Origin of the sequence: Reyranella sp. (assembly GCF_004297265.1) — a bacterium.
Taxonomy (GTDB): Bacteria; Pseudomonadota; Alphaproteobacteria; order Reyranellales; family Reyranellaceae; genus Reyranella.
The window spans coordinates 134,225-154,510 of sequence record NZ_SCUT01000007.1 but is presented as its reverse complement, the minus strand read 5'-3'; the positions used below and the strand labels follow the sequence as shown (position 1 = coordinate 154,510).

Genomic DNA, 20,286 nt, shown 5'->3' with positions numbered 1-20,286 from the left:
ATGACCACCACGAAAAAAGAGTTGCTGCTGCGCCGCGCCGTCGACTGTCGCGTGTCGCGCATCTCGCCGGCCGACACCAACAAATTCGCGATGCTGGTCGATCCTCTCGCCGACCGGACTCCTTTCGTCTCGGCCGTCGAGATCTTCGAGGTCGGCGGCAGGACACCGCCGCACTTCCATGCGACGGCGCACGAGATGTTCTACGTGCTGAGCGGGACCGGCCGTTGCCGCTGCGACGACGGCAGCGTCCACGAGATCGCGCAGGGCGACACGCTGGTACTGCCGCCCGGCCGCGAGCATGTGATCGAGAATACCGGCGCCGAACGGCTCTATTGCCTCACGGTCATGGTGCCCAACGAAGGCTTCGCCGAGATGATCCGCAACGGCCAGCCGATGGCACTCGACCAGACCGATCGCGCCGTCATTGCTGGTTCTGGGACTCCTCGCCCGTCGCCATCCGGCTCCAGTCCAGCTCGACCTGCTTGACGTCGTAGGCCAGCAGCGATTCCCAGTGGCGCTGCAGGTCGCCGGCGAACAGGCCGCGTGTGACGCCCGCCACCACTTTGGGAATTGCGGTCGTCATGGCGTTGATGCTGCTGCCCGACGGGCCGAAGCTCAAGGTGGCGCCGATGCCGAAGACATGGATGTCGGCCAGCCACGGCGCCTCACCCGCCTTGCGTTCGAGCAGGGCATAGTCCGGACCGAGATAGGGGTAGGCCGCGAGCAGCTCGTCCTCCTCGCCCGGCGGCGGTGTGTAGCGGTCCTTCCAGAGCGCGATCTTGTCGGCGAAGGCAGCGAGTTCGGGACGCTGCGCCGGGTCCTGGCGGATGCCGGTGCCGCAGATCGCATAGTCGGCATGGAACGGTCCGCGCGTCGTCTCGATGCGGATGCGGTCCCCCTCCATGCGTGCATCCGTCCAGGCGCGGTTGAGCTGCATGACGAAGTTCGGGAAGGCCATGACCCTCTTGTAGGTGTCGGTCGGGAAGCCTTCGCGGGCGGTGAGGATGTTGCCCATGATCCGCCAGCGCCATTCGTCGGGCATCTCGCCGATATGCTTCAGGAAGCCGGCGAAGGTAAGCCAGCGATAACGCTGCACGACCGATGGCATGGCGCGGCGCACGAAGAGATGCACGTCGGCGCCGTGCTCGAGCGCCACAGCGGCATTGTCCATGGCGGAAGCGCCCGAGCCCAGCACGGCGACGGTCTTCCCGCGCAGACGCTCGAAGTCGATCATCTCGCAGGTATGGGCGCGGCGATCCGGCGGCAGGGCGCGCACGAAATCGGGCATCCACCATTCGCCCGTGCCGTCCTGGCCGGTGGCCAGCACCAGCTTGCGCGCCGCCAGGACCTCGCCGGTCGACAGGGTGACCAGCAGGCAGGTTCCGCCGTCGTCGAGCCGGCCGGGTTCGATTGCCGTGGCGGCTACGTCGTTGCGCACGGGGATGTCGAGCACGCGGCGATACCATTGCAGATAGTCGTGCCACGCGCCGCTCGGGATGAGATGCAGGCCGGCGAAGCTGCCGGGCCCGCGCAACGCATCGTACCAGGCCTCGAAGGTGAGGCTCGGGATTCCCTGATCCGGCCCCGTCTGGTCCTTGGGACTGCGCAGCGTCGGCATGCGGGCGAAAGTGACCCAGGGTCCTTCCCGGCCCGCCGGTGCGCGATCGATCAGCAGGATGTTGTGCACCCGGTCGCGCATCAGCGCGAAACCGATACACAGCCCCGACTGGCCGGCGCCGACGATCAACACGTCGAGCGCCGGCTTGCCCCGGTAGAGTCGCGGCGTCATCCACTCCGTACGCGGATGCGCGGTCATTTCAAGGTCCCGCTTCACGCGGGCTTCGAGGGAAGAGAGATCGCCTGCCGTCATGACATCACGCCGTCTTCAAGAGCTCCGTGCGCTGCGGATCGAAATAGGGCACCGCGTCCAGGAGCATCCGCGTGTAGGCTGCCTGCGGCCGCTGGAAGATCGACTGGCTCGGCCCCGTCTCCACGACCTTGCCGGCCTGCAGCACCACCAGATCGTCGCACAGCATGCGCACGACATTCAGGTCGTGGCTGACGAACAGCAACCCGATCCCGTCCTCACGCCGCAACCGGTCGAGCAACTGCAGGATCACCGCCTGCACCGACACGTCGAGCGCCGCGGTCGGCTCGTCCAGGATCAGCAGGCGCGGTCGCGGCGCGACGGCCCGCGCAATGCCGACCCGCGCCTTCTGGCCGCCGGAGAGCTGGTGCGGAAATCGTTCGAGAAGGTCCATCGGCAGGCCGGCGCGGCGGGCGGCTTCGCGCACCCGCGTCTGCAGCGCCGGCCCGTCGCGCAGCCCTTCGAGCCGGCGCAGCGGATGGGCGATGCTGTCGAACGCCGTGTAGCGCGGATTGAGACTGTCGTTGGGATCCTGGAAAACGATCTGGATGTCGCGGCGGCGCGGCGAGAGATGGAACTCGCGCGCCGGGGTCCGCGCGATCGATTCGCCGTCGAAAACGATGTCGCCGTCGTCCGGATCGATCAGCCGGCAGATCAGGCGCGACAGGGTGCTCTTGCCCGAGCCGGATTCGCCCACGAGGCCCAGCGATCCTCCGCGCGGGATCTGGAACGAGACGTCGTCGACCGCACGGGTCGGGCCGCCGAACGACTTCACGACATGCACCAGTTCGAGCAGCGGCGGCGTGCCCGGCTTGCGCTCGCGCGGCGCTGCCACGACCGGCGGCGCATCCCGCGCCAGGTCGGGCGGCGCGAGATCGGCCAGGGTCGAAGCCCGGGTCGGCGAGGCGGCCACCAGGCGTTTCGTATAGGGATGGGCCGGGGCCTCGAACAGCGCCACGGTCTCGCCCTGCTCCACCACGCGGCCCGCCTCCATCACCGCGATACGGTCGCACCAGCGGGCGGCGAGGCCGAGATCGTGCGTGATGAGGATCATCGCCATGCCGCGTTCGGCCTGGATGCGAGCCAGCAGCTCCATGACCGTCTGCTGCGTCGTCACGTCGAGGCCCGTGGTCGGCTCGTCGGCAATCAGCAGCACGGGCTCGCAGGCGATGGCCATGGCGATCATGACCCGCTGGCACATGCCGCCCGACAGTTCGTGCGGATAGGCGCTCAATCGAGCTTCGGGATCGCGGATCAGCACGGCGCGCAGCAGGTCGAGCGCCTGCGTCCGCGCATTGGCGCGCGACAGCTTGCCATGGGCGGCCAGCACGTCGACGATCTGCTGCTCCACCGTGCGGATCGGGTTCAGCGCCGCGCGCGGGTTCTGGAAGATCATCGAGAGCGCGGAGCCGCGCAGCCGCCGCAGGTCGGCATGACCAGCATGCGTGATGTCGCGCCCCTCGAAGGTCACGCGGCCGCCGGTGATCCGGCCGGCGCGATCGAGCAGGCGCATCACGGCGAGCGAGGTGACGGACTTGCCCGAGCCGCTCTCGCCCACGATGCCCAGGGTCTCGCCGGCCTTCAGCGCGATGTCGATGCCGTGCAGCGCCGTGACAGTGCCGTGACGCGTCGAGAAGGTGACCTGCAGGTTCTCGACCCGCAGCAGGTCCTGCGTCATGTGCGCATCCGCGGATCGAGGATGTCGCGCAGCCCGTCGCCCAGCAGGTTGAAGCACAGGACCGTCAGCATCAGCGCGAGACCCGGCATGGCGACGAGCCACCACTTGCCCGTGGTGATGAAGCGCGCGCCCTCCGCGACCATGATCCCCCATTCCGGCGTCGGCGCCGTGACTCCGAGGCCGATGAAGGAGAGGCCGGCAGCGTTGAGGATCGCCCAGCCGAGGTTGAGCGAGATCTGCACCGCCATGGCCGGCAGGACGTTGGGCAACAGCACACGCAGCACGACCGAAAGATGGCTGTCGCCGCAGGCGCGCGCCGCCTCGACCCAGCCGGCATTGCGCCGCACGTTCACCTCGGCGCGCGCGAACCGGATATAGAAAGGCAGGTTGATGACCGCGGTGGCGATGACGATGTTCTCCACCCGGTTGCCCAGCGCGGCGACCATCGCCATCGCCAGCACGAACAGGGGGAAGGCCATGAGCACGTCGACGAAGCGGCCGACCCAGCGGTCGAGCCGTCCGCCGCGATAGCCGCAGAAGCCGCCGATGACGGCACCCGTGACGAACGACAGGCTGACGGCCGAAACAGCGATCACCAGGTCGAGTCGCGCCGCCCATATGATGCGACTCAATATGTCGCGCCCGAGCTGATCGGTGCCGGCCAGATGCGACCACGAAGGCGGCTGAAGCGCCTGCGGCACGTTGGAGGCGACGGGATCGTACGGTGCGAGAACCGGTGCGAGGATCGCGATCAGGACCAGCAGCAGCGTACCCGTGGCCGCCAATGCCGTGACCGGGTTCGAGCGCAGCACGTAAACGATGTGGCGGCCGGTCGAGGAACCATTGAGGACGAGGTCGCTCATGCGACGGAGACCCGCGGATCGGCAATGCCGTACAGGACGTCGATGGTGACGTTCACCATGACGAAGATCATCGCCATCAGGAGAACGAAGGCCTGCACCGGCGCGTAGTCGGAGGCGAGCAGCGCATCGAGCGCATAGGAGGCGACACCGGGCCAGGAGAAGACCTTCTCCACCAGCACGTTGGCGCCCAGCATGGTCGAGAACACGATCCCGGTGATGGTCAGCACCGGCAGCAGCGCGTTGCGCAGTGCATAGGCCACGATGATGCGCAGCCGCGACAGGCCCATCGCGTGCGCAGTGCGGATGAAGTCGCTGCCCAGAACCGCCAGCATCGAGGCGCGCGTCATGCGGGCGAGCGGCGCAAGCACGAACAGCGCCATGGTGCAGGCGGGCAGCAGGAGCTGCGAGAAGGCCGCCATCCATCCCTCCCAGTCGCCCTTCAGGGCGAAGTCGATCAGGAAGAAGCCGGTGATGTCGGGCGGGGCCGAGGCGAAGATGTCGATGCGGCCCGTCGGATCGGGCGCCCAGCCGAGCAGATAGTAGAAGGCATAGATCAGCAGCAGGCCGGACACGAAGGTCGGCACGCAGACTCCGAGCGTGCACAGCATGCGAACGACATGGTCGATCGCCGTGCCGGGCCGCAGTGCCGCCGCCACGCCTAGCGGGATGGAGAACATCAGCGCGATGAAGAGCGCCGTGCAGGTGAGTTCGAGCGACGCCGGCAGGCGGCGCGTCATGTCCGATATGACAGGCTGGCCCGTCGTCATCGAGCGCCCGAGATTGCCGGTGGCGACCTCGCCCAGATAACGCACGAGCTGCACCGGGATCGGCCGGTCGAGCCCCATGCTCCGGCGCAGTTCCTCGATCTCCTCCTTGCCGGCGGAGGGGCCGGAGGAGAAGAACACCGCCGGGTCGCCCGGCAGCACCCGCATCAGCACGAAAGTGACGACCACCACGCCGAACAGGGCCGGGATCGACGCCAGCAGGCGTCGACCGACCCGGCGCAGGATGCCGGTCAGCAAGGTGCTAGACCCGCTTGAGGTCGCGGAAATCGGCCTGGCGGTAGAACTGGTAGGTATAGCCGTCCACCGACTTGGCCATCACGGCGTCATGGTTGGGCTGCCACAGCATGATCAACGGCGTCTCCGCGTTGAACAGCTCGATCATCTGCTTGCAGTCCTCCTCGTACTTCGCCTTGTCCGTCTGGTAGCGGGCGTCGAGCGTCAGGTCCTCCATCTTCTTGCTCTTGAAGCTCGCGAAGTTCCAACGCTGGTCGCGCGTGAAGTAGAGATAGAAGAAGTAGTAGGTATAGGGCAGCCACGCGGTCGCACCGTCGGTGAAGAGCGGCATCTTCTTCTCCGACTCGAGGGTGTTGAACTCGGCATCGGGCTTCTTCTGGATCTCGACCTGGATGCCGATCTTGCCCAGCGATTCCTTGACCAGCGCCGCCATCGGTTCCGCCGTCGCCGTTTGGCCCGCGGTGAAGGCGAAGGTCGTGGAAAAGCCGTTGGGATGCCCCGCCTCGGCCAGCAGGGCTTTGGCCTTCGCCAGATCCGTCTTGTTGGGAATGGCCTGCGGGAAGCTCGCATCCGGCGGCACGGTGGACCAGGTCGCGTTGTAGAGCTTGGTGCCGCGGCTGAAGATCGCCGCCTTGAACATGTCCTCGTAGGGCAAGGCCATGGCGACGGCCTGGCGGACCTTGAGATTGTCGAACGGCGCCATCTGCGTGTTCATCGAGATGTGCGTGAAGCCGTTGGTCTGCGGGATCGACACGACCTTGGACTTGGCCGACTTCTCGATGGTCGGCAGATCGCTGGCCGCCAGATCGATGGCGAGGTCGGCATCGCCGCGCTCGATCAGGTTGGCGCGGGTCGCGGGCTCCGGCACCGTCTGGATGATGATGCGCTTGAAGAAGGGCAGCGCGCCGCCGGCGCCGCCGATCCACTTTTCATTGCGGCGGAGCACCGTGCTCTCGCCCGGCTTGTGGCTGTCCACGATGTAGGCACCGCTGGCCGCAGTATTCGTCTTCATCCATTCCATCGCCCACGGGTCGTCGGCGGTCGCATGTTTCTTCGCCAGCTTGCTGTTGATCATGATGGCGTAGCAGACGCACAGGTTGGCAAGCGCAAGACGGTCCGGCTTGTCGAGCGTCACGGTCACCGTCTGCGGATCGACGATCTTGAACTGATCGGCCTTGGTCAGCGAACCGGTGGTGAACTGCGGCGCCGCGAGGGACTTCGCCGTGACATGCCGGTCGAGCGACCACTTTACGTCTTCCGCCGTCACCGGCGTGCCGTCATGCCAGGTCGCATCAGGCCGCAAGGTGATCGTGATGACCTTGCTGTCGGGGCTGATGCTGTAGGACTTGGCCAGTTCGCCGCGGATCGTGTCGGGATCGAATGCCCAATTCTCGCCCACCTTCTTGCGGCCGAAGCTGAACAGCCGATCATAGACGTTCATGCTGAGGCCGAATGCCTCGCGCGTCGCGCCGGGCATCGTCGTATCGAGCGTGTTGATGGTCGCGCCCGTCACATAGCGCAGGGTTTCGGCGCGGCTCTGGGCCGCCGCCGGAAGTGCCCCGCCCGCCATAAACGCTGCACCCGCCGCACCCTGCAGAAGAACTCGCCGCTTCATATCGCCACCATTCATCGGATGAAAGGACGCCGTCCGCCGTCTTTCACGTCATCCATCGCCAGCGCCCCAAGACGCTTCGATGACGACTGCACCCCCATGCCACCCGCCGTAACGGGTCGTGAATCGCGAACAGTCTTTGCGGCAACGACGCAAATCCCATGCCACCGACGCCAATTCTTCCCCTCCCTCGTCTTACGGGGGAGGAGACAAGAGTGAGCTAACGGTTCGCGCGGGCGACGGCAGCGTTCAGCAGGAGGTTGGCGCCGGGAACGGAGCGGGCGAGCTCGATCGCCTCGTTCACGTTGTGGCTGATACCCTCGAAGCACGGCGTGAAGATCATCGCCGTCGGCGCCACGGTCGCCACCGCGTAGGCATCGTGACCGGCTTGGCTGCGCATCTCGCGATAAGGCAGGCCGAGCTCCTTGGCGGTTGTCTTCAGCAGTTCGATGCATTCCGGCGCAAACAGTTCGCTGCCCCAGCTCCAGCCCTCGGCGACCTCGATCTCGACATTGGCCTTCTTCGCCGCCGCCGCAATCGCGGCATCGACCTCGGCGCGCATCGCCTTGAAGCGGTCGGCATCGATGTGACGGAAGTCGATGGTGAGCTTGACCTGCTCGGCATAGGTGCCGGCGAGGTTGGGAAAGCTTTCGATGCGGGTCGTCGTGGTGCGGCCCTCGTCTTCGGCATAGGCGAGGCCGATGTCGTTGACCGCGGCGATGACGTAGCCGGCCCCGACCAGCGCGTTGCGCCGCTGCGCCATCGGCGTGCCGCCGGCATGGCCGGTATCGCCGTTGATCGTGAGCCGCAGTGCCTGGGTCTTGTAGCCGCCGACCACGATGCCGACGTCGCAGCCCTCGCGGTCCAGCACCGGCGCCTGCTCGATGTGCAGTTCCAGATAGGCGTCGAATTCACGGCCCACCGGCGCGGGGCCGGCATAGCCGATCTCGTTGAGCGCCCGCTCGACCGTGATACCGGCATCGTCGGTGGTGGCCAGCACGCTCTCCAGGGTCAGCACCTTGGCGAAGGCCATGGAGCCCATCATCGGCGGATTGAAGCGCGCGCCTTCCTCGTTGGTCCAGCAGATCACCTCGATGCCGCGCTTGGTCTGCAGGCCGCGATCGTTCAAGGTGCGCACGACCTCCAGGCCGCACAGCACGCCCAGGATGCCGTCGTACCGGCCGCCGCAGATCTGCGTGTCGAGATGGCTGCCGATCGCCACCGGCGGCAGCGACGGATCGGTACCCGGCCGGCGTGCGAAGATATTGCCGAGACGATCGATCTCGACGGTGCAGCCCGCCGTCCTCGCCCACTCGACGAACAGGTCGCGCATCTGCTTGTCCTCGGCCGACAAGGCGAGGCGACGCAGGCCGACGTCACGGAAGCGTCCGATCTCGGCCGATCGCTCGAGACTGTCCCATAGGCGCTCGGGATTGACCTCCAGGACGTTTGCGACCATGCGGCGCTCCTTTTGCATGCGGCTTTCTGAACGGGCGATGGCATTCTACCAAGAAGCATGCCAGCCCTTCGAGAGCAGTGACCCCTCATGGACAACGAGTACGACTACATCATCATCGGCGGCGGTTCGGCCGGCGCGACGCTCGCGGCGCGCCTGAGCGAGGATCCGGCGCTGCGCGTGCTGCTGCTCGAAGCCGGCCGCGACTTCCGCACCGCCGAAACGCCGCACCACCTGCGCATCCCCAATCCGCTGCGCGCCATCGGCGACGACAACTACCGCTACCCGAAGCTGCTGGCGCGCCGCACCGAGCGCCAGGAACCGAAGCTCCTGTGGCGCGGTCGCGCGATCGGCGGCAGCTCGACCATCAACGGCCAGATCGCCATTCGCGGCATCCCCGAGGATTTCGAGGACTGGGCTTCCCTGGGCGCCGCAGGTTGGGGCTGGGAGGCGGTCCTCCCCTACTTCCGCAAGCTCGAAACCGACGTCGATTTCGGCGACGCGCCCTATCACGGCAACCAGGGGCCGATTCCGGTCTATCGCGCGCCTGTCGATCAATGGGGCACGGTCGATCGTGCCCTGAGGGAAGCCGCCCTCGGCCTCGGCTATCCGTGGTGCGCCGACCACAATGCGCCGACCGGCAGCGGCGTCGGACCCTACGCGATCAACAGCCGGCAGGGCCTGCGCATCTCGACCAATGACGGCTATCTCGAGCCGGCGCGCGGCCGGTCCAACCTCACGATCGTGGGCGAAGCCGTCGTCGATACGCTTCAATTCGAGGGCAATCGCCCGCATGTCAGCGGCGTCCGCGTGAATGTCGGCGGCGAAGCCCGCAACGTGCGCGCCCGCCGCGAGGTCATCCTGTCGGCCGGCGCCATCCATTCGCCGGCGATCCTGCAGCGCTCCGGCATCGGTCCGCGCGCGCTGCTCGCGGGCCTTGGCATCGAGGTCGTGGCCGAGCGGCCGGTCGGCGAGCACCTGCTCGATCACCCGATCCTTGGCCTCATGCTCGACCTGCACGACGATGCGCGGGTGAGCACGCTGATGCATCGCCACACCAATTGCTGCCTGCGCTATTCCTCGGAGCTGGCGGGCGCGGGTGTCAACGACATGATCATGATCGCCGGCAACCTGCGGCCGGCGGAAGATGGCGGCACCGCAAGGGCGCGGCTCGCCGTCTCGGCCTTCCAGGCCTTCAGCGAGGGCACGGTACGTATCACCACGCGCGATCCCGCCATCGACCCCCGGGTCGACGAGCGCATGCTGTCGGACGAAAGCGATCTCATCCGCATGCGCGACGGCGTGCAGCGGATGCGGGACCTCTGCCTGCAGCCCGCCTTCAAGGCGATCTCGACGCGGGTCGAATACGGCACCACCGGACGCTCGATCGAGGATGCTTTCGAATCCCAGGCGCTGGACGACTGGATGTTCGACGAATGCTCCGACGCGCAGCATGCCAGCGGCACCTGCCGCATGGGCGCCGCGGACGATCCACGCTCGGTGGTCGATCCGGAATGCCGGGTGATCGGCGTCTCAGGACTGCGCGTCATCGACGCATCAGTCATGCCGACCGTCGTGCGCGCCAATACGCACTTCACGACGGTCATGATCGCAGAAAAGATGGCGGACGAGCTGAAGCGATCCCGTCCGCAGAGCGGTACCTAGCTCGGAAGAGCCTTCGAGCGGGCACGGTTCTGGGCGTCGGTGCAGTTCTGGCCCTTGAGCGGAGCGCGGATCTTCCAGCACATCGTTTCGTCATCCCTGGTGACGCCGGAGTTGCAGTAGAAGACATCCTTCTTCTTCTGCAGCCAGACGCCGCCCGGAACCGCCGCCTTGATCTCATAGCTGTCGGCCAGCAGATCCGACGTCGACAGACCCGGTTGCTCCTGATGCTGCGACGCACATGTCACTTCACCTGGCATCACAGATGATCGCGGCATAGATGCAGATTGTTGCACAGCCTGCGGGCCGGCTGAATCAGTGAACCCGGCCGTCTGCGCATAGGCAATGGCTGCAATCGACAGAACAGCAGCCGCCACACCCGAAACAATGAATTTCGTGTTCGTTTCCATGTTTCTAGACCCCAGGCTCCGAGCCGGCGCCCCACGCGCCGGCCGGAACTCGTTACCCACTTCCCACACTTTATAATTGCATCATTACGGCAACCTTTCAAGTGGCATTCTGGGTGAAATTATATGCAGGCCTCAGGCGAGGCTCTTGGAAGCGATTTCGAAGACGTCGCGCGACAGGCCAGGCTCGGCGACGATGCGCTGGAGTTCGCGCTTCATCAGCTCCTGCCTGACCGCGTCGTAGCGGCGCCAGGAACCCAGAGGGCCGAGCAGGCGGGCCGCGATCTGCGGATTGAGCCTGTCGGTGGCCAGGACCTGGTCGGCAAGAAAGCGATAGCCGGCGCCACCGGCCTGGTGGAACTGCACCGGATTGCCCGACGCGAACGCGCCGATCAGCGAATAGACGCGGTTGGGGTTCCGGCGGTCGTAGGATGGATGGTCGACGAGACGCTTCACGCGCTCCAGCGTCCCCTCGGTCGGCGTTCGGGCCTGGATGCCGAACCACTTGTCGAGGACCAGCGCCTCGCCCTTCCAGCGTTCGTAGAAGGCAGCCAGCGCCGCCTCGCCTTCAGCGCCGCCGAGTTCCGCCAGCACGGTCAGGCCCGCGATGGACTCCGTCATGTTGCCGGCGCTCTCGAAATAGGCGACCGCCCGCTTCCGCGCCGCATCCCCCTTGTCGGTCGAGAGGTACGAAAGCGCCGTGCTGCGCAGGCGACGGCGTCCCACCTCCCCGGGCGTGAAGCGGTAGGGACCGGATGCGTGGTTGGCGTCATAGACGGAGCCCCAGCGGTCGGCGAGCTGGTCGGACAGGACCGAACGAACGCGCTGCTGTGCGGCCCACAGCCCGTCGATGTCGATCTCCGGCATCAGTTCGCCCAGGAAGGCGAGACCGGGCAGGGTGACGACGTCGGCGATGAAGGAGCGGTCGAGCCGCTGGTCGTCGAGCGTGCGGCGGATGGCGTCGACGAAATGGTCCGGCACGGCCATCGGCTTGCCGGCCTTGCGCGCCTCGACAAGCTCGAGGATCAACCGGGCGGCGAGCTGCTGGCCGGCCTCCCAGCGCGCGAAGGGATCGCTGTCGTGCGCCATCAGGAAGGTCAGTTCGTCGTCCGAGCGCGGCGCGTCGAGCTTCACCGGCGCGGAGAAGCCGCGCAGCAACGAGGCGACCGGCTCCTCGGGCACATCCTCGAAGACGAAAACGTCGCGCGTGTTGCGCACATCGAGCACGCGTGTCGTGCCGCCCGCCGCCGCCTCGCCGGCAAGCTTCAGCGGCAGGTCGCGGCCGGCGCCGTCGAGCAGCCCGACGGAGAGCGGGATGTGCATCGGCTTCTTCTCCGGCTGCCCGGGTGTCGGCCGCAGATGCTGGCCGACCGTCAGCGTGTAGCGCTTTGCCGCGGCGTCGTAGCGGCCCTCGACCCTGACATCCGGCGTGCCGGCCTGCGCATACCACAGGCGGAACTGGGCGAGGTCGACGCCCGACGCGTCTTCCATGGCGCTCGCGAAATCGTCGCAGGTGACGGCCTGGCCGTCATGGCGCTGGAAGTAGAGGTCGATGCCCTTGCGGAAGCGTTCCGGCCCCAGCAGCGTGTGCATCATCCGCACCACCTCCGCCCCCTTCTGGTACACGGTCGCGGTGTAGAAATTGTTGATCTCGATGTACGAATCCGGCCGCACGGGATGGGCCATCGGCCCGGCATCCTCCGGAAACTGGCCGGCGCGCAGACGGCGGACATCGTCGATACGGGCATCCGCGGCCGAGCCCATGTCGGCCGAGAATTGCTGGTCGCGGAAAACGGTCAGCCCCTCCTTGAGCGAAAGCTGGAACCAGTCGCGGCAGGTGACGCGGTTGCCGGTCCAGTTGTGGAAGTATTCGTGGGCGACGACGGCCTCGATCGAATGATAGTCGAGATCGGTCGCGGTCTCCGGATTGGCCAGCACGAGCTTCGAGTTGAAGACGTTCAACCCCTTGTTCTCCATCGCGCCCATGTTGAAGTCGTCGATGGCGACGATCATGAACGTATCGAGGTCGTATTCGAGGCCGTAGACATCCTCGTCCCACTTCATCGACTTCTTGAGCGATTCCATCGCATGGCCGCAGCGCCCGACGTCGCCGGGGCGGACGTAGATGCGCAGCGTCACCTCGCGACCGGAGCGCGCCGTGAAACGGTCCTCGAGGCATTCGAGCGGCCCCGCGACCAGCGCGAACAGATAGGACGGCTTGGGAAATGGATCTTCCCATTTGGCGAAGTGCCGGCCGTCCCCGAGATCTCCGCTGTCGACCAGATTGCCGTTGGACAGCAGCACCGGCGCCAGCGCCCGGTCGGCCACGATGCGCGTCGTGTAGCGCGCCATCACGTCGGGGCGGTCGAGGAAATAGGTGATGCGGCGGAAGCCTTCGGCCTCGCACTGCGTGCAGAAAAGATCGCGTGACTTGTAGAGGCCCGTCAGCTCGGTATTGTCCTGTGGACTCAGGCGCGTGGTGATCTCGAGCGCGAAACTGTCGGGAACGCCGCGAAGGGTCAGGGTCTCCGGCGTCAGCTCGTGGGCCGCCGGCATGCCGTTCAGACGGACCGACACGAACTCCATCTTCTTGCCGTCGAGGATCAGATCGGCAGGCTGCGACGGCGCCGCCGGATTGCGTCGTACGGCCAGTCGCGCGACGACGCCGGTCGTCTCCGTCCCAAGCTCGACATCGAGGTCGACGGTTTCGATCAGGAACGGCGGCGGCGTGTAGTCGACACGGCGAATCGTCCCGGGCGGCGTGGTCATGTCCTTGCTGATATCCATGGTTTCTCCATACGACGGCCGCGCCACTCAACGAAATCGGGCTTGCCCCGGGTGACCGTTCGCCGCAATCCTGAGGGATCGAAAGCGACCTTCCCACGGGAATCGCGCGCTCTTGGCACGGCATCGTGCCGCAAACCCGCCACATGGCCTCTTTAGGCCTACCAGCCGGCCTTTCTTGGATGCGGATGACGATTGGATCTCTGGTAACACGGACCTTCGGCGTCGGATTGGGATTGCTGCTCCTGTCCGGCTGCGATGTGATGCAGGCGGCGCGCAACGATCTGGCCAGCCTCGGTGCGTCGAAGCCGCCGCCTCCGGCGGCGCCCGTGCGCAAGGCCGCACCGCAGCCGGTCGCAGCCGCGCGGCCCGCGAAGCCGGTATCGGCGGCAGCCGCGGCCGATGTTGCTGCCGCTCCCACGGCGGCGGCCGAGACGCCGGCGCCCTTGCTGACCGGCTATCGCGAGTCCGAGTTGCGCGCCCTGCTCGGACCGCCGACCAGCGTGGAGGATCGTCCTCCCGGCAAGCAGTGGCGCTACCGCAACGGCAAGTGCATTCTCGACGTCCAGCTCTATCCGGATGTCGAAACCAAGCAGTACGGAACCCTCTCGTACAAGGTGAAGAGCGATGACGACACAGACGAAGGACGACGCCTCTGCCTGGCCCAGCTCCAATCCCGGATACAGGCCGGACGCTGAAAGCGACGCCGGGGTCGAAACCGGCCGACGCGTCCGCATCGCCTTCGTGGAGGACGATGACGACTTCCGCGAGGCCGCGAGCGGCGAGCTCGGGGACTACGGCTTCGACGTCGCCGCCTTCCGCGACGGCACCGGCCTGGTCGAATTCCTGGAGACGGCAGGCGACATCGAGATCGTCGTCCTCGACTGGGGCCTGCCGCGCGTCTCCGGCATCGACCTGCTGCCCAAGCTGCAGCGTGCCGGCATCAACCTTCCGGTGGTGTTCCTGACGGGACACAGCGAGCCCAACTACGAACAGCTTGCGCTGGATCGGGGCGCCATCGACTTCGTCGACAAGTCGCGCGGCGTGCCGATCCTGGCCCGCCGCCTGCGGCTCATCGCGGATCGCGTCGACAAGCCGATGTCGGCGGATGGCGAAGGCAATTTCCATTGCGGCCGCCTGCTGCTGAAGCCGACCGTCAGCCGCGCCTTCTGGGACGAGACCGACCTCAACCTGACGGTGACGGAATTCAAGATCGTGCATACGCTCGCGGCCAACGTCGGCAGCTATGTGAGCTACCGGGCCGTCTACGACTGCATGCACTACGTCGGCTTCATCGCGGGGAGCGGTGAGAATGGCTACCGAACCAACGTCCGCTCCTGCATCAAGCGCATCCGCAACAAGTTCCGCGCCATCGATCCCGAGTTCAGCGAGATCCAGAACTACCAGTCGTTCGGCTATCGCTGGGGCAAGGACTGACGTTCCGGTGCTGCGCCGGCTCGCCGCGTCGCTCACGCTGAAGCTGGTGGCGCTGATCGGCCTGTTCGTGGCGCTGCCCATCGTCCTCTACGGGCAGTTCGAAAGCGCCGACGGCCAGATGCAGATCCTGGTGACGCGCGCCGTCCAGGACCGCAGCGCGCTGATCGCCGAGGCGCTGACCCCGGTGCTGCGCGAGACCGACCCGTCGGAGCCGATGAACCTCAACCGCGCGCTCGAAAAGTATGCGAGCAGCGGCACGGTCCTGAAGCTGATGTACCAGCCGCCAGCCGCGCGCACGGCGAGCCGTTTCTACCTGGTGGCGTCGGCGCCGCCCCTGGCGCCGGAAGCGGTGACGGCGGAACTGGAGGAGCTCGGCCAGCGCGGCATCCTGCAGCGCCTGTCGGAAGCCTGTACCTGGAACGCCTCCGACGAGATGCGCTACAGCCGCGCCGACGGAACGGTCGAGCTGCTGACCTCGATCGTCCCGATCCGCGTCCGGGGCAATTGCTGGATCCTGACGACCACGCACGTCGCCTCGGATTTCCTCAATACGTCGATCGGCCGCCCCTACTGGCAGACACGCGAAATCCGCATCGCCGCGGCGATCTACCTGGTCGGCGCATTGCTCGCCGTGCTGGTGGCGCTGGGCATTCGCCTCAGCCTGCGCCGCTTCCGCAACGTCGCCGACGAGATCGCTCTGGGCCGGACAGCAGACGCAACCTTCGTCCAGCGCAACACGGTGCCCGAACTGTCGGGCGTGGCGCGCGACTTCGACCGGCTGGTTCACGAGCTGCGCCGCGTGTCGCGCGAAATCCGTCAGTCGGCCGAGGACAATGCGCATTCCTTCAAGACGCCGCTCGCGGCCGTGCAGTCGGCGCTGCGTCCGGTGCGCCGCGCCGTGCCGGAGGAAGACCAGCGCGCCCGGCGTGCGCTCGAGATCGTCGACTCCTCGCTGGCGCGCCTACTGAACCTGGTGAATGCCGCCCAGCGCCACGACATGGGAACGGCCGACCTGATCGACGCGCCGCGCGTGCCGACCGACCTCGCGCTCCTCATCGAAGACGCCGCGCGGCACTTCCGGGAGATCCTCGCGGCCCGCGACATCGGCCTCGTGGTGAAGCTCGACCGCGGCGCCATCGTCCGCACGGCAACGGGCATGATGGAGATCGTCCTGCAGAACGTGCTCGAGAACGCGATCAGCTTTTCGCCCACCGGCTCGAAGATCGCCGTTTCGCTGCGCGTCTCCGCCGATACCGTGGAACTGGCGGTCGATGACGAGGGGCCGGGCATCGACGCCGAGAAGATCGACAGCGTCTTCCAGCGCTACTTCTCTTTGCGCCCGGAGGATGGCATAGGCAGCGACCGTGCCGTCGAGCATTCGGGCCTCGGCCTGTGGATCGTGCGGCGCAACGTCGAGGCATTGGGTGGTCAGGTCATCGCGGCCAACCGTCCCGGCGGCGGCCTGTCGATCAGGATGGTGCTGCCGCGGTTCGTCATCCATTAGCCGGCTTTCGAAAGGTCTGGAGTCATGAGCGCCGTCACCGCAGCCAGGAGAGTGAGCACGCCGCAGATCCGTGCCCGCAAGGGCGGCGAACCGATCGTGTGCCTGACCGCCTACACCACGCAGATGGCGCGCTGGCTCGATCCGCATGTCGACCTGCTGCTGGTCGGCGATTCGCTGGGCATGGTGGTCTACGGCTTCGACAGCACGCTGCCCGTCACGCTCGACATGATGATCGCCCACGGCTCGGCCGTGATGCGCGGCGCCGAGCGCGCCTGCGTGATCGTCGACCTGCCCTTCGGCAGCTATCAGGCGAGTCCCGAGCAGGCCTTCCGCAGTGCCGCGCGCATCATGTCCGAGACCGGCGCCAGCGGCGTGAAGCTCGAGGGCGGCGAGGTCATGGCCGCGACGGTGCGCTACCTCGTGCAGCGCGGCATCCCGGTCTGCGCGCATGTCGGGTTGATGCCGCAGGCGGTGAACGTGGCCGGCGGCTTCAAGGCGACCGGCCGTTCCAACGAGGAGGCAAGGCAGGTGACGCGCGACGCCGAGGCAATGGCCGACGCCGGTGCCTTCGCGGTCGTGCTGGAAGGAACCCTGGAGCCGGTCGCCGCCGCCATTACAGCCTCGATCTCGATCCCGACCATCGGCATCGGTGCCTCGCCGGCCTGCGATGGCCAGATCCTGGTGTCGGAGGACGTGTTCGGCCTGTTCAGCGATTTCACCCCGCGGTTCGTGAAGCGCTACGCCGACCTTGGCGGGAAGATATCCGAGGCGGCTGCCGCCTATTCAGCCGATGTGCGGGCCCGACGTTTTCCCGCGATGGAGCATTGCTTCCTGCCCAAATCCAGTGGTCAATCCAGACCATAAGGGAGGAAGCAACCGGATGGAGAGTTTCGACTATGTGATCGTGGGCGCCGGCTCGGCGGGCAGCGTGCTCGCGAGCCGGTTGAGCGAGGATCCCAACGTCACGGTCTGCGTGCTCGAGGCCGGTCCGCGCGACTGGCATCCCTTCATCCACATCCCGGCCGGCTTCATGTACACCCTGGTCGATCCCAAGGTGAACTGGCTCTACAAGTCCGAGCCCAGCGAATGGACCGGCGGCCGTGCCATCGCCGCCCCGCGCGGCAAGACCCTGGGCGGTTCGAGCTCGATCAATGGCCACATCTACAATCGCGGCCAGCGCCTCGACTTCGACGGCTGGGCGCAGCGCGGCAATCGCGGCTGGGGCTATTCAGACGTGCTCCCCTACTTCCGCCGCAGCGAACACCGCATGGCGGGCGACGCCGACGCGACCTTCCGCGGCAGCGAAGGCAACCTGCCCATCACCGACCTCGAATGGCGCGATCCCCTGTGCGAGGCCTTCATCGAGGGCGCGGTGGAACAGGGCATCCCGCGCAACCCCGACTACAACGGCACGAAGCAGGCAGGCGTGAGCTACGTCCAGCGCATCATCAGGAACGGCCGCCGGGTCAGCGCCGCGCGCGGCTACCTGCATCCCGCCATGTCGCGGCCCAACCTCACGGTGCGCACCCACGCGCAGGCGACGTCGGTCGTGCTCGAGGGCAAACGCGCCGTCGGCGTGCGCTACCGCAAGGGCGGCCGCAGCGGCACGCCGATGGAAGTCCGTGCGCGGAAGGAGGTCATCCTGAGCGGCGGCACCGTGAACTCGCCGCAGCTCCTGCAGCTTTCGGGCATCGGTCCGGCACCCCTGCTGAAGTCTCTGGGCATCGAGGTGAAGCACGAGCTGGCGGGTGTCGGCGAGAATTTGCGCGACCACTATGCGCCCCGCTTCGTCGCGCGTGTGAAGAACGCCACCAGCATCAACGAGCGCTCCAAGGGACTGCGTCTCGCCGGCGAGATCCTGAAATACGTCACGATGCGCAAGGGCCTGCTGACGCTCAATCCGACGCTGATCTACGTCTTCTGGAAGTCCGACGAGAGCATCGAGAACTACGACCTGCAGCTCACCTTCACGCCGGCGAGCTACAAGGAAGGCGTGCAGTCGACGCTTGACGACTTCCCCGGCATGACCATCGCCTCGTGGCAGCAGCGGCCCGACTCGATCGGCTATGTCCGCGCCCGCTCCGCCGATCCCTTCGAGCATCCGATCATCCAGCCGAATTACCTGGGCGCGGAGAGCGACCGGCGTGTGCTGCTGGCGGGTATGAAGCTGGCCCGGCGCCTGCTGGGCTCGAAGGCGCTCAGCAAATACTACGACCGTGAAGAGTTCCCCGGCGCAGAGAAGCAGTCGGATGCCGACCTGATGCAGGCCGCCAAGGAACGCGGCACCACGACGTTCCATCTGATGGGCTCGTGCCGCATGGCGCCGGACAGCGACCCGACCGCCGTCGTAGACGACCAGTTGCGCGTGCGCGGGCTCGAAGGCCTGCGCGTGGTCGATGCCTCGATCATGCCGACCATGCCGTCCGCCAACCTCAATGCCTCGGTGCTGATGATCGCCGAGAAGGCGGCCGACATGATCCGCGGCAAGCCGCCGCTCGAAGCGACGATCCTGAAGGACTGATGTCCGAAGAGGCCGCCATCGACGCCCTCTCCGCGCTGGTGCCCGCGACCCTGCGCGCTCTTCATGCCATCGAGTTCGCCAGCCGGCACCTCTCGCCGCAGAGCCTGCCGCAGGTGCTCGAAGCCCTGGCCGGCCGCAACGACGATCTCGGCCCGGCGCTGGACGCCTCGCGCGCGCTCGACTGGCCGGGACGGCTGGCCCCGGTGCGCGATCATCTGGAGCGGGCGGCGGTGTTCGCCGGCGAGGCGATCACGGGCCTGCTCGCCGCGCCCGAGGCGCCGCAGCCCATCGTCGCCGCCTATCGCGCGCTGCGGGGCTATCCGCGCGCCTGCGAGTCGCTGTATCCGCTGTCGCCCTATCTGAAACCCATCAGCAACTTCTTCCTCGAACAGGCCGCGCGCAGCGACGCCGATCTGCAGGCTCGTCTCGCCGCCTCCGATCCGACGCGCGAGGGCGTGGGCTTCATGCACATTGCCGGCCCGTCCGGCACCCGCGGCGCCTTTTCGCTCTACGTGCCTGAGTACTACGACCCGGCGAAGAGCTGGCCGCTGGTCGTGGCGCTGCATGGCGGCAGCGGCAACGGCGGTGCCTTCCTGTGGAGCTGGGTGCGCGAGGCGCGCACGCGCGGCTTCATCGTGCTGGCGCCCACGGCATCCGGCGCCACCTGGTCGCTGATGGAGCCGGAGGTCGACGGACCACGCATCGATCGCATGGCCGAGGACGTCGCCAACGACTGGAACATCGACGCCGCGCACCAGCTCCTGACCGGCATGAGCGACGGCGGCACCTTCACCTATGTGATCGGCCTGCGCGGCGATTGCCGCTTCACCCATCTCGCGCCGATCGCCGCGAGCTTCCATCCCATGCTGATGACCTTCGCCGATGCCGACCGCGTCCGCGGCCTGCCGGTGCACATCGTTCACGGCACACAGGACTGGATGTTCCCGCCGGAGATGGCGCAGGGCGCGCAGCGCGCGCTGCAGCAGGCCAGCGCCGATGTGACCTATCGCGAGATCACCGACCTCTCGCATACCTATCCGCGCGACGAGAATGCGCGGATCCTCGACTGGTTCCTGCCCCGCGCGAACTAGGGTTCCGTCATCTCGCAGACGCGAGCGAGGATAGCCGGCGGGCAGCGGCGTCGGCGCTGTCTTCCGGTCGCGTGTTGAATGCGATCGAGGCGTTTGGCGCGCCCCGATGCACGGCATTTATGATGCTCTCGAACAACAGGAGACTTTTGGGCGGCAGTCGAACGCCGGCGCCGACAACGACGCAATCGTACGACGCGGTACCGAGCTGCCGTTCCAGAGTGTGAGCGGCGGTCGCGTCGGGTTCGACCAGGCAGGACTCGGCATGCCAGCCGCGATCGGCCATTTGCGCCAGGGTCAGAGCAATTCCCGCACGAATCTTCTCTGCATTCATGCCTGGCGGCAGTGCGGGATCCGAAAAGTCGACGGCTTCGGGCCGTAGCCCAAC

Annotated in this window: 17 protein-coding genes; 8 read left to right on the top strand and 9 right to left on the bottom strand. The window is 67.0% G+C overall.

The genetic code is table 11. The features are described 5' to 3' along the window. Nucleotides 1-486: a cupin domain-containing protein gene (locus EPO41_RS02485; protein ID WP_296319877.1), complete on the top strand. Its 486-nt coding sequence runs from the start codon at nucleotides 1-3 to the stop codon at nucleotides 484-486. Here EPO41_RS02485 and EPO41_RS02480 read toward each other — a convergent pair. From EPO41_RS02480 to EPO41_RS02455, 6 genes are all read right to left on the bottom strand, one after another. Further along, nucleotides 422-1,816, bottom strand: coding sequence for an NAD(P)/FAD-dependent oxidoreductase (locus EPO41_RS02480; protein WP_296319873.1), 1,395 nt, complete (start codon nucleotides 1,814-1,816; stop codon nucleotides 422-424). The genes EPO41_RS02485 and EPO41_RS02480 overlap by 65 nt on opposite strands. Nucleotides 1,817-1,874: 58 nt before the next feature. After that, nucleotides 1,875-3,545 carry an ABC transporter ATP-binding protein gene (locus EPO41_RS02475; protein ID WP_296319868.1) on the bottom strand — a complete coding sequence of 557 codons (1,671 nt, stop codon included), beginning with the start codon at nucleotides 3,543-3,545 and terminating at the stop codon, nucleotides 1,875-1,877. Continuing rightward, entirely contained in the window at nucleotides 3,542-4,408 is an 867-nt protein-coding gene (locus tag EPO41_RS02470; protein ID WP_296319863.1) for an ABC transporter permease, read from the bottom strand. The genes EPO41_RS02475 and EPO41_RS02470 overlap by 4 nt, the downstream gene beginning before the upstream one ends. Then, a complete protein-coding gene (locus EPO41_RS02465; RefSeq protein ID WP_296319860.1) occupies nucleotides 4,405-5,430 on the bottom strand; it encodes an ABC transporter permease in 1,026 nt (341 codons plus the stop codon). The genes EPO41_RS02470 and EPO41_RS02465 overlap by 4 nt, the downstream gene beginning before the upstream one ends. A 4-nt stretch (nucleotides 5,431-5,434) precedes the next feature. Beyond that, nucleotides 5,435-7,042 (bottom strand): ABC transporter substrate-binding protein, encoded by a 1,608-nt coding sequence (locus EPO41_RS02460; protein WP_296319857.1) that lies wholly within the window; start codon nucleotides 7,040-7,042, stop codon nucleotides 5,435-5,437. 217 nt (nucleotides 7,043-7,259) lie between these two features. After that, the gene (locus EPO41_RS02455; protein WP_296319854.1) at nucleotides 7,260-8,498 is read right to left on the bottom strand and encodes a Zn-dependent hydrolase; all 1,239 of its coding nucleotides are present in this window, start codon (nucleotides 8,496-8,498) and stop codon (nucleotides 7,260-7,262) included. Nucleotides 8,499-8,585: 87 nt separating this feature from the next. Between EPO41_RS02455 and EPO41_RS02450 the strand changes: the two genes are divergently transcribed. Further along, complete coding sequence (locus tag EPO41_RS02450) at nucleotides 8,586-10,160, top strand: GMC family oxidoreductase N-terminal domain-containing protein (protein ID WP_296319851.1); 1,575 nt, start codon at nucleotides 8,586-8,588, stop codon at nucleotides 10,158-10,160. Here EPO41_RS02450 and EPO41_RS02445 read toward each other — a convergent pair. Both EPO41_RS02445 and pepN read right to left on the bottom strand, forming a co-directional pair. Next, nucleotides 10,157-10,567 carry a hypothetical protein gene (locus tag EPO41_RS02445; protein WP_296319848.1) on the bottom strand — a complete coding sequence of 137 codons (411 nt, stop codon included), beginning with the start codon at nucleotides 10,565-10,567 and terminating at the stop codon, nucleotides 10,157-10,159. The genes EPO41_RS02450 and EPO41_RS02445 overlap by 4 nt on opposite strands. 132 nt (nucleotides 10,568-10,699) lie before the next feature. Then, nucleotides 10,700-13,351 carry an aminopeptidase N gene (gene pepN / locus EPO41_RS02440; RefSeq protein WP_296319847.1) on the bottom strand — a complete coding sequence of 884 codons (2,652 nt, stop codon included), beginning with the start codon at nucleotides 13,349-13,351 and terminating at the stop codon, nucleotides 10,700-10,702. A 185-nt stretch (nucleotides 13,352-13,536) separates the two neighbouring features. Here pepN and EPO41_RS02435 point away from each other — a divergent pair, with 185 nt between their 5' ends. Genes EPO41_RS02435 through EPO41_RS02410 form a run of 6 tightly spaced genes read left to right on the top strand, consistent with a single transcriptional unit; the run spans nucleotide 13,537 to nucleotide 19,901 of the window. Further along, on the top strand, nucleotides 13,537-14,046 hold the full coding sequence (locus tag EPO41_RS02435) for a hypothetical protein (RefSeq protein WP_296319844.1): 510 nt from the start codon (nucleotides 13,537-13,539) through the stop codon (nucleotides 14,044-14,046). After that, nucleotides 13,976-14,785 (top strand): response regulator transcription factor, encoded by an 810-nt coding sequence (locus EPO41_RS02430; RefSeq protein WP_296319842.1) that lies wholly within the window; start codon nucleotides 13,976-13,978, stop codon nucleotides 14,783-14,785. The genes EPO41_RS02435 and EPO41_RS02430 overlap by 71 nt, the downstream gene beginning before the upstream one ends. 7 nt (nucleotides 14,786-14,792) lie before the next feature. After that, nucleotides 14,793-16,289, top strand: coding sequence for an ATP-binding protein (locus EPO41_RS02425; RefSeq protein WP_296319840.1), 1,497 nt, complete (start codon nucleotides 14,793-14,795; stop codon nucleotides 16,287-16,289). Between the two features lie 24 nt (nucleotides 16,290-16,313). Further along, on the top strand, nucleotides 16,314-17,153 hold the full coding sequence (panB, locus tag EPO41_RS02420; RefSeq protein ID WP_296319838.1) for a 3-methyl-2-oxobutanoate hydroxymethyltransferase: 840 nt from the start codon (nucleotides 16,314-16,316) through the stop codon (nucleotides 17,151-17,153). Nucleotides 17,154-17,169: 16 nt separating this feature from the next. Further along, the gene (locus EPO41_RS02415; protein ID WP_296319836.1) at nucleotides 17,170-18,810 is read left to right on the top strand and encodes a GMC family oxidoreductase N-terminal domain-containing protein; all 1,641 of its coding nucleotides are present in this window, start codon (nucleotides 17,170-17,172) and stop codon (nucleotides 18,808-18,810) included. Continuing rightward, a complete protein-coding gene (locus tag EPO41_RS02410; protein ID WP_296319834.1) occupies nucleotides 18,810-19,901 on the top strand; it encodes a phospholipase in 1,092 nt (363 codons plus the stop codon). The genes EPO41_RS02415 and EPO41_RS02410 overlap by 1 nt, the downstream gene beginning before the upstream one ends. A gap of 7 nt (nucleotides 19,902-19,908) precedes the next feature. Here the strand turns inward: EPO41_RS02410 and EPO41_RS02405 are convergent, their stop codons facing one another. Then, the gene (locus tag EPO41_RS02405) at nucleotides 19,909-20,232 is read right to left on the bottom strand and encodes a hypothetical protein (RefSeq protein WP_296319832.1); all 324 of its coding nucleotides are present in this window, start codon (nucleotides 20,230-20,232) and stop codon (nucleotides 19,909-19,911) included. Nucleotides 20,233-20,286: the final 54 nt, after the last annotated feature.